This is a genomic window from Sneathiella sp. HT1-7 (assembly GCF_020731145.1).
In the GTDB taxonomy this organism is placed as follows: domain Bacteria; phylum Pseudomonadota; class Alphaproteobacteria; order Sneathiellales; family Sneathiellaceae; genus Sneathiella.
This window is the reverse complement of record NZ_JAJFZN010000002.1, coordinates 93358-106266: the sequence shown is the minus strand read 5'-3', so window position 1 is coordinate 106266 and position 12909 is coordinate 93358. Positions and strand designations below refer to the sequence as shown.

Sequence of the window (12909 nt, the reverse complement as noted above, 5' to 3'; positions counted from 1 at the left end):
CAACCCACCTACCAAAATAATTGGAACAGCTTCTGTAGAGGTTGTCACCCTTTATAATGACCGATCGGCTGGCTAGTCTGAGCTAGTGTTTAATGTCAGGGTACGTTAGGCTCTTCGCTCACGTCGACAAATTCTAAGGGCAATAATAAACGATGACGACAATCAATTTATTCACGCCGATTGCAATTGGTGAGCTGCGCTTATCAAATCGCATTGTGATGGCGCCATTGACACGGATGCGCGCGACTGTTCCTGGCAACATCCCTAACGAACTGATGGCAGAGTATTATGGCCAGCGCGCAAGTCGCGACAGCCTAATCATTGCCGAAGCCTCTCAGATTTCAGAGGATGGCAGAGGGGCCCCTTGCACGCCCGGCATTCATTCTTCAGAGCAAATCGCGGGGTGGAAGCTGATCACGAAGGCGGTTCACGCCAAAGGCGGAAAGATCTATCTGCAACTTTGGCATATGGGTCGCCTGTCTCACCCCTCCTATCAACCTGACGGCGGGCTACCGATTGCTCCATCCGCAGTACCGGCAAATGTTGAGGTTACGACGCAAGAGTTCAAGCGTGTGCCCTGCCCCATACCTCGGGCGCTGGAGACTGCAGAAATACCGGACTTGATTGAACGTTATGTCCATGCCGCCAGCAGTGCCAAAGAGGCCGGTTTTGATGGCGTCGAAATCCACTCGGCCAACGGCTATCTGCTGGAACAATTTCTCCAGTCGCGAACGAACAAGCGCACTGACCAATATGGCGGTTCAATTGAAAATCGCTGCCGCTTGGTGTTGGAGGTTACGAAAGCTATTAATGCGGTTTGGGGATCAAATCACGTCGGTATTCGCTTGTCACCTTTTGGTATTGCAAACGACAGTGGGGAGGATGAACCAATGCCGCTCTATTCCCACCTCATCAGCGAACTTGATAAGCTCGGCTTGGCCTATTTGCATTTGATTGAGCCGCGCGCCAGTGGCGCAGGTCAACGCGATGTGGATCATAAAGATGTGCCTTCCGCAGCAGAACTCTTTCGTTCCATTTGGCATGGCATCCTGATTGCCGCGGGCAATTTTGACAAGGAGAGCGCCAATAACATGTTGGCGAATGGCGATGCCGACGCGATTGCCTTTGGCCGCTTCTTTATTTCCAACCCTGACCTGCCCGAGCGATTAAGACTGGATGTAGCATTAACGCCATATAATCGCGCAACCTTCTATAGTCGTGGCCCAGAAGGGTACGTCGACTATCCAACATTAGCTGATGCGTGATAGATTGAACGGAGCAAACAGTCCGTGTTTTTGGGGGGATGACACTTAAGGGAATTATATTGCAGTTGTCATGCTATCCGCTACAATTGTTGCATGACAAAATGGATCCCCAAGCGTGAAACACTTGATCGCCCCCTCCATATTGGTATCGCAAACCTCCTCAGGGACGCAATCTCCAATGGGCAGCTTGCTGTTGGAGAGCGCCTCCCGCCGCATCGAACTCTAGCGGATATTTTACACGTCAGTGTTCATACCGTTAGCAAGGCCTATGATGAGCTCACGCGTTCCGGCCTTATTGGTGGTCAGGTCGGACGCGGAACGTTTGTTCTGGACCCCACGCACACCTCCCGCCAGCCATTTCTAATGGAGAGGACTGACCAAGGGCTCATTGATCTTTCTATTGCCAGACCCTTGTATGACAATATTCATGTTGAGAAGATGCAATCCGCTCTTGCCGTTATGTCCGAAGGGTTGAACCCGGACGCCTATCTTGCCTGTCGGCCCAATATCGGGCTGGAGGAGCATCGCCATGCGGGCGTGAAATGGCTGTCGAAGTGCGGACTGGAAACTTCTGCCGCAAATGTTGTCATGACCAATGGTGTCTGTCACGGCATGGCGACGGCCCTCTCCTCGGTTGCCCGCCATGGCGATGTAGTCGTAACAGATGCAATTGCTCACCATCTTATTATCTCCCTCTGCTCCTATCTCGGCCTGCGCCTCCATGGCCTCCGAATGGATGAAGAGGGAGTTCTACCAGAGGCGTTTGAAGAAGCTTGCAAACAGCAGGACGTGAAAGTTTTCTTCACTGTTCCAACCCTTGCCAGCCCGTCCGTCGGCCTCATGTCGATAGAAAGGCGAGAGGAACTCATCCGAATCGCGCGGCAATATGATATCCTGATAATTGAGGATGATGTCCTCGGCCCTCTACCGGAAATCCGCCCAACTCCAATCTCTGCGCTTGCCCCGGAACGATCTATTTATCTTACCTCTTTTACAAAATGCGTTATGCCTGGCCTGAGAACAGGATATCTGGTTGCGCCCGAAGCCTTGCTGCCCTCGATTATTGGAAGACTAATCGTATTCAGCTGGATGGCCACTCCCTTGATCTCGGAACTCGCAAGCCGCTGGATTGATGACGGTACAGCAGACGAACTGGTGCTGTGGCAGCGCGACAAACTTGCTGAACGCTATAAAATCGTGGATGAAGAACTAACCGAATTTGCTTGGATCGGCCATCCTGCCGCCCTGCATTTCTGGCTCCCGCTACCAGAGCAATGGACAGCCCTTAGCATGGTGGAACATGCGAAAGCACTCGGGGTTGCCGTGGCCCCGCCACAACCTTTCATGACAGCGCAATGCGAACCTTTAAATGCGATCCGGGTCGCCATCGGGGGCGTTGCCAATACAAACAGATTCCAGCAAGGGCTTACCTTAATCAAAGGTCTCCTGAAACGATCGCCGGAGCCTTTGCCACAACTTCTGTAATTGTACTGCGTCAATATAATATTTGACATGCATTACAATTGAAGGCCAGACTTCCATTTGAAAAATTCAGGCGGGTTGTTTTTCGCCAAATTCTGATTTCAACAGTAGTTCCGGACGAGAATTCACAGGAAGAGCCAGTCATTGCTTTTACGGACCTATAAGTATTTCAGGATTAAGGGGCCCGTCCGTGACGGAAAGAAAAACGCGTCAATGATTGCCGAAATCAAACAGGAGGTATGATACCAATGACTTTGAAGAAACGCGGCCTTATTAGCAGCTTAACAGCAGTAGCGACAATCGCAGCGGGATTGAGCGTTGCAAGTGCGGATACATGGAAATACGCATTTGAGGAATCCCTGACAGAGGTTCAGGGAGTCTATGCAACGAAATTCAAGGAAGAGATTGAGAAAAACTCTGATCATCAAATCCAGCTATTCCCTTATGGTACATTAGGCGAGTCAGCAGACTTGATGGAACAAACACAGGCAGGCATCCTGCAATTCGTTGATCAATCGCCTGGTTTTACCGGCGCGCTAATTCCCGAAGCACAGGTCTTTTTTGTTCCCTACCTGCTCCCCACGGATCAGGAACATTTGGCCCGCTTCTTCCGGGAAAGCAAGGCGATCAACAAGGACTTCAAAGGTCTTTATGCGGACCAAGGGCTTGAACTCCTTCAAATGTTCCCTGAAGGCGAAGTAGCCATGACAACCAAAGAGCCTGTCAACAACTGTGCGGACCTGGATGAAGTTAAATTCCGCGTGATGACGAACCCTCTTCTGGTCGAAGCCTATAAAGCGTTCGGCGCGACACCGACGCCTCTGCCTTGGGGCGAAGTCTACGGAAGCCTGCAAACCAACATTATTCAGGGCCAGGAAAACCCGACCTTCTATCTATACTCAACAAAACTGTATGAAGTAACAGATTACATCACCTATACAGGCCACAGCAATTTTACGACTGCGGTTATGGCCAACAAGGAGTTCTTTGATGGTCTTGACGATGCGGACAAGAAAATTGTTCAGGATGCCGCTAAAGCAGCATATGAACATATCGTTGTGTATCAGGAAGGCTTGGCTCAGGAAGAACTGAAAAAAATCAAGGAAGCCAAGCCAAGCATGACGGTTACCGTCCTGTCCGAAGAGCAACGCTCCTGCTTTAAAGACGCGGCAGGGGACGTGGAGGCCAAATTCATCGAAATGACCGGTGATAGCGGCACGGCAATCCTTAAACAGTTCAAAGCAGACCTCGCCGCCACTAAGTAGAGCAGCACATCCAAAAATACCGGGCGATCCAAAGAAAATTGCCCGGTATTTTTCTCTCTAGAATTTTGGGATTGGACGATACAGGGGAAGCCTCGTGACAGATAAAGATCACAAATCAATGCTACCCGGTTTTTTGGGTCAGATCGATACGTTGATTGGTCGTGTGGAGGCCGTCATCCTCGCAGCCGGCGTATTATTGATGGGCCTGAATACAGTGGGAAATGTCATTGGCCGCTTCATCTTCCAATACAGCTTCTTCTTCACCGAAGAGGTAAACAGAATTCTTATTATCATGATCACCTTTGCAGGCATTGGTTATGCTGCGCGGCACGGGCGGCATATCAGAATGTCTGCCATTTATGATGCGCTGCCCATTCGAACGCGCAAAGCCATGATGATCCTCATTACCATAATCACCGCGTTGACGATGTTTGCCCTGTGCTATTTTTCAATTGGCTATATCACGAAAGTTGCGAACTCCGGACGCGTCCTGCCAGCTCTTCAGATACCAGTTTATCTGATTTTTCTTTGGGTTCCAGTCGGTTTCGCAGTCACCGGAATCCAGTATGCACTCACAACGGTCAAAAATATTCTCGAAAAAGACGTCTACCTCTCCACCAGCATGCTGGAAGGGTATGACGACGACGAGATTGAAGTTTAGGAGGATCGGATGGCAATCAAAATAACAGCTATCATGATCGTCCTGTTACTCGCGGGCCTGCCCATGATGATCCCGCTTCTGCTCGGCGCTTTTTATGGATTTTATGAGCTTTTTAATGGCTTTTCAAAAATGGACTTCATGGTCCAGCAGATGCTCGCGGGCATACGCCCGGCATCTCTAATAGCAGTCCCGATGTTCATTCTGGCCGCGGAAATCATGACCCGGGGCCAATCTGCAAACCGTCTTATTGACATGGTGATGAAGTTTATCGGCCATGTCCGGGGCGGACTTGCCGTCAGCACGGCCGCGGCTTGCACCCTTTTCGGTGCGGTATCCGGCTCGACGCAGGCCACTGTTGTTGCTGTCGGGTCGCCATTGCGCCCACGTATGTTGAAGGCGGGATACAAGGATTCATTTATCCTCGCCCTGATCATCAATGCCAGTGATATCGCCTTCCTTATTCCGCCCAGTATCGGCATGATTATCTATGGCGTAATTTCCAGCACGTCCATTTCAGAGTTATTCATCGCCGGTGTAGGCCCCGGCCTTCTTTTGATGATCCTCTTTTCCGCCTACAGCATGATCTATGCAACCATTAACAAAGTGCCAACAGAGCCAAAAGCAACCTGGTCAGAACGATTAGGCGCCGCCCGAAGAGCTATCTGGCCACTCGGCTTCCCAGTCATAATTATTGGCGGTATTTATGGTGGCATTTTCAGCCCGACCGAAGCGGCGGCAGCCTGTGTATTCTATGCCTTGATTCTGGAGATTATTATTTTCAAGTCCCTGAAAATAAAAGATATTTACCAGATTGCTAAATCCACCGGACTGATTACCGCCGTCGTCTTTATTCTGGTAGGTGCCGGCGCAGCCTTTTCTTGGGTAATCTCATTCGCCCAAATTCCTCAGGAAATTCTGGGGGCGATTGGTATCACCGATATGGGCCCGAAAGGGGTTTTGGGTGTCATCTCTGTTTCCTTCTTCATCGGCTGTATGTTCGTTGACCCAATCGTTGTGATCCTCGTTCTCGTACCCATTTTTGCACCCGTGGTCGAAGCTGTAGCGTTGGACCCGGTTCTGGTGGGAACGATTATCACGCTGCAGGTTGCCATTGGCTCTGCAACGCCGCCCTTTGGATGTGATATTTTCACGGCAATTGCCGTCTTTAAAAGGCCGTATGCAGATGTTGTAAGGGGCATATTTCCCTTTACGGTCATTCTTGCCGCTGTATCGGTCGCTCTAATATTTTTCCCGCAGATTGCCCTGTTTGCCCGCGATCTGGCGTTCCGTTGATGGGCAGGAGATAACATATGTTTAAAAAAATCCTGATCCCGATGGATGGTTCAGAGCCCTCTCTGAAGGCCTTGAAAACGGCCGTCAAAATGCAAGAGTCGTTTGACTGTGAGCTGCTTATTCTAACTGTTTTCAGACATCACAGCCTCCTGGAAACATCTATATCGATGGTCCGCTCGGAAGAACCCGAAGTCATGGATGATATTCTGCGAAAGCATGCATCCGATGTGGCGGAGAATGCAAAAAAAGAAGCATTGGATATGGGAGCCAAATCGGTCCGGGCTTTCGTGAAAAACGGCCCGCCCGCCCGGACAATTGTCAATTTTTCAAAAGACAAAGATGTCGAACTAATCATTCTGGGTAGCCGGGGACATGGTGATTTGGAAGGCTTCCTGCTCGGAAGTGTCTCCCACAAGGTAACAAGCCTCGCAAATTGTCCGGTGATGGTAGTTTAGAGACGTCTCGTCCGAATTGTACTGTCGACCTCATCATATTTTTCAGGTGGGATAAAATTAAATGAAATCTTCAATTCAATATTCCTGTTTATGGCTGGCTGTTTCAAATTTGAGTTGCCCAGCATGAAGGGGCGCAAGATAGGTTCAGTGAGTTTGTCTGCTATTGACAGGGCGCACCTCAGGATAGCTCCCTTTATCCGGCAGACACCGATTGTGCTCTCACCTTCCCTGTCGGAGCAGACTGGTGGAGATATATATCTAAAGCTGGAGCAACTCCAGATTACGGGAAGCTTCAAGTTACGCGGTGCAACGAATGCTGTGCTGTCCTTGACTGAGGATCAGAAAGCAAATGGCGTTGTCGGTGTCTCAACCGGGAACCACGGACGCGGCCTTGCCTATGCTGCGCATAATGCTGGCGTGCACTGTATCATCTGCATGTCTGAACTCGTGCCGCAGAACAAAGTAGACGGCATTCGCTCGCATGGCGCGGAGGTCCGCATTATTGGACGCTCCCAAGACGATGCGCAGGTAGAGGTGGATCGGCTTGTCAATGAAGAAGGGATGACCATGCTGCCGCCCTTTGATCATCAAGATATTATTGCAGGGCAAGGAACACTTGGTCTTGAGGTTCTGGCACAGGTGAAGGACATTGAAACCGTACTGGTTCCCTTGTCCGGTGGCGGCCTGATTTCTGGCATTGCCCTTGCCATGAAAACCAAGAACCCGACAATCAGGATCATCGGTGTCTCTATGGATCGGGGCGCCGCCATGTATGAAAGTCAACAGGCTGGCAAACCCATTCTGGTAGAAGAATTCCCCACTCTTGCAGATTCACTGGGCGGCGGAATAGGTCTCAACAATCTTTACACATTCCGGATGGTGAAGGAACTTGTTGATGAAATTGTGCTGGTGACCGAGACCGAGATTGCCGAGGCTATCCGCCATGCCTATTGGCAGGAAAAGCTGGTGATTGAAGGATCGGGCAGCGTCGGCATTGCAGCCTTACTTTCCGGAAAAATTGAGACCCCTGGCACCTGCGTTAGTCTCATCAGCGGATGCAACATCGACATGAAACTGCATAAACGACTTATCGACGGAGAGAATGTCGACATCAGTCGGGAACAATTAAAAGCGGAAACCCGACATGCCTGAAATTACCATCATGAGCGAAAAAGAACTCAGGCAGGTCGTTTCGCTGGACAAAGCTGCCGTGAACTGCATCGAAAATGCATTCCGTCTTCTCGCAACAAAGGATGTGGTAATGCCGCCGATCCTCAGCTTTCATGTCCCGGATCATAATGGAGAAGTGGACGTCAAGACGGCTTATGTGCCGGGAATTGACTCCTTCGCAATAAAAATGAGCCCCGGATTTTTTGATAATCCCAAACTAGGCTTGCCCAGCCTCAACGGATTGATAGTCCTCTTTTCTTCCAAAACAGGCATTGTCGAGGGGGTTCTACTGGACAATGGATATCTGACAGATGTCCGAACTGCTGCCGCCGGCGCTGTCGCCGCGAAATGGCTTTCCCGTGAGGATGCGAATGTCGCTGGAATCATCGGCACCGGGACGCAGGCAAAACTACAGCTCAAAGCTCTCTCCCTAGTTCGCAACATCAAGAAAGCTATTGTCTGGGGCCGGAATGGCGTGAAGGCACAACAATATGTCGAAGATTGCCAAAATGAACTCGGTATCAAAATCGAAGTTGCCGAAACCATTGATTACCTGATGGAACAGAGCGATATCGTGGTGACGACAACGCCGTCACAAACAGCCCTGATTTCAGCAACACAGCTTCACCCCGGTCAGCATATAACCGCTATGGGTGCGGATGCCGATTACAAAACAGAACTCGCGCCAGACGTTATCCCTGTGGCCAATCTATATGTCTGCGACAATCTTGCCCAATGCCGCATGCAGGGAGAACTGCGCGCGGCCATCGCCGCCGGATATGTAGACGAAGCCACTGATTTCCCGGAACTCGGCAATATTATTGCTGGCCACCATAGTGGCCGCCCGTCGGATGAAAGCATCACGATTTGCGACCTGACGGGTACAGGCGTTCAGGATACCGCAATTGCCACCCTTGCCCGAGAGCTCGCGCAAGACGCAAACATCGGCACCATTTTCAACAGCTAGCAGGTTTGGAGAAAACTATGTCTGGACTTGATCTACCCTTCTCTCTTTTAGAGTATCAGCAGCGCATTGCAAAAGCACGAATCTCAATGGCCAAGAATGGCATTGACCTCCTTATCGTTACTGATCCGTCCAACATGGCTTGGCTTACGGGGTATGACGGCTGGTCTTTTTATGTTCATCAATGCGTTATTCTGCCAATGGACGGCAATCCACTTTGGTTCGGCCGCAAACAAGACGCGAACGGTGCCTTGCGGACTACTTTCCTGAGTGAGGACAATATTCTCTTTTATGCGGATAATTATGTTCAATCCACTGAACGCCATCCCATGGATTACCTGAGCATCGTTTTGACTGATCGCGGTTTTGGAAATGCCGTTATCGGCGTCGAAATGGACAACTATTATTTTTCTGCAGCCGCCTATATGTCGCTCGTCAATCATCTTCCCAATGCCGAGTTCAAGAACGCTACTGCATTGGTAAATTGGTGCCGCGCGGTAAAGTCGGAGCAGGAATTGATCTATATGCGGCGGGCGGGCCGGATCGTCGAGGAAATGCACAAGCGCATATTCGAGAAAATTGAACCTGGCCTTCCAAAAAACGAACTAGTGGCGGAGATTTATGACACCGGCATTCGCGGAGCGGATGGTTTCGGCGGAGATTATCCGGCAATTGTGCCCCTCCTCCCCTCCGGCGCGGATGCCGCAGCGCCGCACCTCACATGGGACGACAAGCCCATGAAATCGGGCCAAGGAACATTCTTCGAGATTGCAGGTTGTTATCGGCGCTATCATGCGCCTCTATCCAGAACCATATTCCTTGGAAAACCATCGCAAACATTTATTGATGCGGATAAAGCGGTTCAGGAAGGCATGGAAGCCGGACTGGAAAAAGCGCAGGCCGGCAACACATGTGAAGATATCGCAAACGCTTTCTTTGCGATCTTGAAAAAATACGGCATTCATAAAGACAATCGAACCGGTTATCCCATTGGCTTGAGCTATCCACCGGATTGGGGCGAACGGACGATGAGTTTACGCCTTGGTGACAAAACGGTTCTTGAACCCGGCATGACCTTTCATTTTATGACTGGTCTATGGATGGATGATTGGGGCATGGAAACGACAGAAAGCATTATCATTACCGAGGGCGCACCTGATTTTCTTGCGTCTGTGCCCCGCGAACTCATGGTCAAGGATTAAGCCTATGAGAGCCAGCCCTATTTCCGCTACTGTCAACTATGAAGAGGATGGTGTCCAACATGGCTTTCTGAAGCTGCCCTATTCCCATGACGGATCTGCCTGGGGGTCAATCATGATTCCCATTACGGTTGCCCGAAACGGTGACGGACCTACTGTTCTGCTCACCGGCGGAAATCACGGAGATGAATATGAAGGTCCGGTTGCACTGTTCGATCTTGCCAGAACAATAAAATCTGAGGATATCATTGGTCGCGTTATTATGGTACCGGGCATGAACTATCCGGCATTCCGGGGGGCAAGCCGAACGTCGCCGATTGATAAAGGGAATATGAACCGGGTGTTTCCGGGAAATCCCGCTGGTACGGTTACCGAGAAAATTGCAGATTATTTCCAGCGCTTCCTGTTACCGCTTGCCGATTATGTGCTGGATATTCATTCGGGCGGTAAAACACTCAACTTCGTGCCTTTCTGTGCGGCCCATATTCTGGAGGACAAGGTTCAGCAGGAAAAATGTGTCGCGGCCATGCGGGCTTTCAACGCACCTTTCTCAATGATGCTTCTCGAAGTTGATGCAATCGGCATGTACGATAGTGCCGCTGAAGAAATGGGAAAAATTTTCATTTCTACGGAACTTGGCGGCGGCGGCTCCACCACGGCGGAAAGTGTTGCCATCGCCAAAAAAGGCGTTAAAAACCTTCTTCGGCATGCCGGGGTTCTGAAAGAGGAACTAGAGATTGAGGAAACAATCGAACTCCATATGCCGGATCATCAATGCTTCATTTCCAGTGAATCTACTGGCCTGCTTGAACTCTGTGTGGAGCTGGGCGAAGCCGTCTCGGTAGGTCAGGTATTGGCTCGCGTATATGATATAGACCGAACGGGCAGCGATCCTGCGGAATATGTCAGTCCGTTGAACGGTATCTTTGCCGCGCGTCACTTTCCTGGCCTGATTGGTATGGGGGATATTGTGGGCGTCGTTGCCGTTAAGACATAGAACCGGTATATCTAAAGTATGATCAAACTTGACGATCGTGACCTCAAAATCCTGGCTGTTCTGCAGCAGGATGGCCGCATCCCCAAAAACCAGCTTGCGGAGAGAGTACATCTTTCTCCGACAGCGTGCTGGGAGCGATTAAAACGGCTGGAGGAGGCCGGTGTTATTGAGGGTTATGGAGCGCGATTATCACTCGCCAGCCTCGGATCCCCTGCGATAGTTTTCATGCAGATAGAACTTGGAAGTCATCGCGCCGAAGATTTTGAACGCTTTGAAAACGCAGTTGGTGCAATTGACGAAATCACAGAATGCTGGGCCGTCGGCGGTGGCGTAGACTATTTCCTGAAACTCGTCTGCAAAGGGGTTGACGCCTACCAGAGGAAAGTCGATGAGATGCTGGCGGCGGATATCGGTTTGCGGCGCTACTATACATATGTGGTGACCAAACCTGTAAAAAATACAGACCAGATCCCCTCCTCCGCCTTCCGCTAAGCTTCGTCGGGCAATTCTGAATGTAAACGGAATGAACCGATAAATTCTCTCCTTTAGTCGAGTTTCAGCGAATTCTTCACTAAATTCTCCTCCGACTATAAACGCACTCTCTGACCGAACTTTCCTATACTTCCTTTAGAGTTTTTGGCGGAGACTAGAGATGCGTGAAGAAAAGAAAAATCTATCCCGGATACCGGAGCTGGATCTGCTTAAAGATCCAAGGCTATTCAAGGAGTTCGCCTATTGTGGTGGTGAGTGGCAGTCTGCAACGTCCGGTCAGATTGTTGAGGTTACCAATCCGGCAGATGGTGCCTGGATGGGAAATGTCCCCTCACTCAGCAAAGAGGAAAGCGCGGCGGCGGTTACGGCAGCTCACAAGGCATTTGCGGATTGGGCTTCCCTTCTCCCTCAGGAAAGAGCTTCTATCCTAAAAAGCTGGTTTCAGTTGATTAAGGACGCCCAAGAAGATTTGGCACTGATTATGACGCTGGAACAAGGTAAGCCTATATCGGAATGCCGAGGTGAAATTGACTACGGACTTTCCTTTATCGAGTTCTTTGCCGAAGAGGCCAAACGTACTGATATTCTTGGCGTAACGTCACATCTCCATAATGCAGAGGTTGAAGTCTGGCTGGAACCGGTCGGTGTTGCGGCCCTCGTGACGCCGTGGAATTTCCCGAATGCAATGATTACCCGGAAAGCGGCGGCGGCTCTCGCGGTCGGTTGCCCGGTTATCGTGCATCCGTCTAAGGAAACACCTTTTTCCGCGCTTGCCCTTGCGGAATTAGCGGAGCGCGCAGGCTTTCCCGCCGGTGTTTTTAATGTCATCACCGGCGAGCCTGCTGACATTGTCGGGGAATGGACAAAAGATGTCCGCGTTAGAGCTCTTTCCTTCACCGGATCAACAGAAATCGGGCGACTGCTCTATGCGCAGTCCGCCCCGACCATCAAGCGCCTGAGTCTTGAGCTTGGCGGCCATGCGCCCTTTATCGTATTTGCAGATGCGGATATTGATAAAGCCGTTGAAGAAGGTATCGGTGCCAAGTTCGCTACGTCCGGTCAGGATTGCCTGGGTGCCAATCGCTTTTTTGTGGAGCGATCCGTCTATGACGATTTCTGCCAGAAGTTCGCAAAAAAGGCAGCCGCTTTAACAATTGGTCGCGGACTGGATGATCGAGATATCGGCCCTCTCATGAATAAAAATGCCGTCGCCAAACAGAAAGAACATGTTGAAGATGCCCTGGAAAAAGGCGCACACCTTCTGACCGGCGGAAAGAGCCATGCACTAGGACCGTTGTTTTACGAACCGACCGTTTTGAAGGACGTGCCGACGTCCACCAAAATTATGCATGACGAAACATTCGGACCGGTCGCGGCCATCGCGCCTTTCGATTCCGAAGACGAGGTCATTCACCGCGCAAACGATACCGAGTACGGGCTGATGGCCTATGTCCATACAAAGGATCCGTCCCGTATCTATCGCCTGAGCCAGGCGCTGCAATTTGGGATGATCGGCGTCAATCGCACGAAAGTCACGGGCGCCCCCATCCCCTTCGGCGGGATGAAGCAGTCCGGGCTCGGGCGCGAAGGCTCCCGTCACGGGATCGAGGCGTTTTCAAATATCAAATATGTCTGTCGGGACTGGGCTTAATCCAGTCACTTTTAA

12 protein-coding genes are annotated in these 12909 nt (G+C 50.7%); all 12 read left to right on the top strand.

Features of this window, described 5'->3' with window-relative positions:
- Positions 1-152 precede the first annotated feature (152 nt).
- On the top strand, positions 153-1265 hold the full coding sequence (locus tag LKE13_RS05695) for an alkene reductase (protein ID WP_227949072.1): 1113 nt from the start codon (positions 153-155) through the stop codon (positions 1263-1265).
- A 93-nt stretch (positions 1266-1358) separates the two neighbouring features.
- Positions 1359-2750, top strand: a complete 1392-nt coding sequence (locus tag LKE13_RS05690) for a PLP-dependent aminotransferase family protein (protein WP_227949070.1) — start codon at positions 1359-1361, stop codon at positions 2748-2750.
- A gap of 245 nt (positions 2751-2995) precedes the next feature.
- Positions 2996-4012, top strand: coding sequence for a TRAP transporter substrate-binding protein DctP (gene dctP / locus LKE13_RS05685; RefSeq protein ID WP_227949068.1), 1017 nt, complete (start codon positions 2996-2998; stop codon positions 4010-4012).
- A 118-nt stretch (positions 4013-4130) separates the two neighbouring features.
- The gene (locus LKE13_RS05680; protein ID WP_415776510.1) at positions 4131-4673 is read left to right on the top strand and encodes a TRAP transporter small permease; all 543 of its coding nucleotides are present in this window, start codon (positions 4131-4133) and stop codon (positions 4671-4673) included.
- Between the two features lie 9 nt (positions 4674-4682).
- The gene (locus tag LKE13_RS05675) at positions 4683-5966 is read left to right on the top strand and encodes a TRAP transporter large permease (protein ID WP_227949063.1); all 1284 of its coding nucleotides are present in this window, start codon (positions 4683-4685) and stop codon (positions 5964-5966) included.
- 17 nt (positions 5967-5983) lie between these two features.
- Positions 5984-6421 (top strand): universal stress protein, encoded by a 438-nt coding sequence (locus tag LKE13_RS05670; RefSeq protein WP_227949061.1) that lies wholly within the window; start codon positions 5984-5986, stop codon positions 6419-6421.
- 123 nt (positions 6422-6544) lie between these two features.
- Positions 6545-7573 carry a hydroxyectoine utilization dehydratase EutB gene (eutB, locus tag LKE13_RS05665; RefSeq protein WP_227949059.1) on the top strand — a complete coding sequence of 343 codons (1029 nt, stop codon included), beginning with the start codon at positions 6545-6547 and terminating at the stop codon, positions 7571-7573.
- Positions 7566-8558: a cyclodeaminase gene (locus LKE13_RS05660; RefSeq protein WP_227949056.1), complete on the top strand. Its 993-nt coding sequence runs from the start codon at positions 7566-7568 to the stop codon at positions 8556-8558. Before eutB ends, LKE13_RS05660 begins: the two co-directional genes overlap by 8 nt.
- 17 nt (positions 8559-8575) lie before the next feature.
- On the top strand, positions 8576-9757 hold the full coding sequence (doeA, locus tag LKE13_RS05655) for an ectoine hydrolase DoeA (protein ID WP_227949054.1): 1182 nt from the start codon (positions 8576-8578) through the stop codon (positions 9755-9757).
- Between the two features lie 4 nt (positions 9758-9761).
- Positions 9762-10751, top strand: coding sequence for a N(2)-acetyl-L-2,4-diaminobutanoate deacetylase DoeB (gene doeB, locus LKE13_RS05650; RefSeq protein WP_227949052.1), 990 nt, complete (start codon positions 9762-9764; stop codon positions 10749-10751).
- Positions 10752-10769: 18 nt separating this feature from the next.
- Positions 10770-11243, top strand: coding sequence for an Lrp/AsnC family transcriptional regulator (locus LKE13_RS05645; protein WP_227949050.1), 474 nt, complete (start codon positions 10770-10772; stop codon positions 11241-11243).
- A 160-nt stretch (positions 11244-11403) separates the two neighbouring features.
- The gene (locus LKE13_RS05640) at positions 11404-12894 is read left to right on the top strand and encodes an NAD-dependent succinate-semialdehyde dehydrogenase (RefSeq protein ID WP_227949048.1); all 1491 of its coding nucleotides are present in this window, start codon (positions 11404-11406) and stop codon (positions 12892-12894) included.
- The last annotated feature ends 15 nt before the right edge of the window (positions 12895-12909 follow it).

What these genes read in the sequence shown, in the direction of transcription:
- doeA (WP_227949054.1), top strand. Translation starts at nt 8,576, where the DNA reads ATGTCTGGACTTGATCTACCCTTCTCTCTTTTAGAGTATCAGCAGCGC.
- LKE13_RS05680 (WP_415776510.1), top strand. Translation starts at nt 4,131, where the DNA reads ATGCTACCCGGTTTTTTGGGTCAGATCGATACGTTGATTGGTCGTGTG.
- LKE13_RS05695 (WP_227949072.1), top strand. Translation starts at nt 153, where the DNA reads ATGACGACAATCAATTTATTCACGCCGATTGCAATTGGTGAGCTGCGC.
- LKE13_RS05660 (WP_227949056.1), top strand. Translation starts at nt 7,566, where the DNA reads ATGCCTGAAATTACCATCATGAGCGAAAAAGAACTCAGGCAGGTCGTT.
- LKE13_RS05675 (WP_227949063.1), top strand. Translation starts at nt 4,683, where the DNA reads ATGGCAATCAAAATAACAGCTATCATGATCGTCCTGTTACTCGCGGGC.
- dctP (WP_227949068.1), top strand. Translation starts at nt 2,996, where the DNA reads ATGACTTTGAAGAAACGCGGCCTTATTAGCAGCTTAACAGCAGTAGCG.
- LKE13_RS05670 (WP_227949061.1), top strand. Translation starts at nt 5,984, where the DNA reads ATGTTTAAAAAAATCCTGATCCCGATGGATGGTTCAGAGCCCTCTCTG.
- doeB (WP_227949052.1), top strand. Translation starts at nt 9,762, where the DNA reads ATGAGAGCCAGCCCTATTTCCGCTACTGTCAACTATGAAGAGGATGGT.
- LKE13_RS05645 (WP_227949050.1), top strand. Translation starts at nt 10,770, where the DNA reads ATGATCAAACTTGACGATCGTGACCTCAAAATCCTGGCTGTTCTGCAG.
- eutB (WP_227949059.1), top strand. Translation starts at nt 6,545, where the DNA reads ATGAAGGGGCGCAAGATAGGTTCAGTGAGTTTGTCTGCTATTGACAGG.
- LKE13_RS05690 (WP_227949070.1), top strand. Translation starts at nt 1,359, where the DNA reads ATGACAAAATGGATCCCCAAGCGTGAAACACTTGATCGCCCCCTCCAT.
- LKE13_RS05640 (WP_227949048.1), top strand. Translation starts at nt 11,404, where the DNA reads ATGCGTGAAGAAAAGAAAAATCTATCCCGGATACCGGAGCTGGATCTG.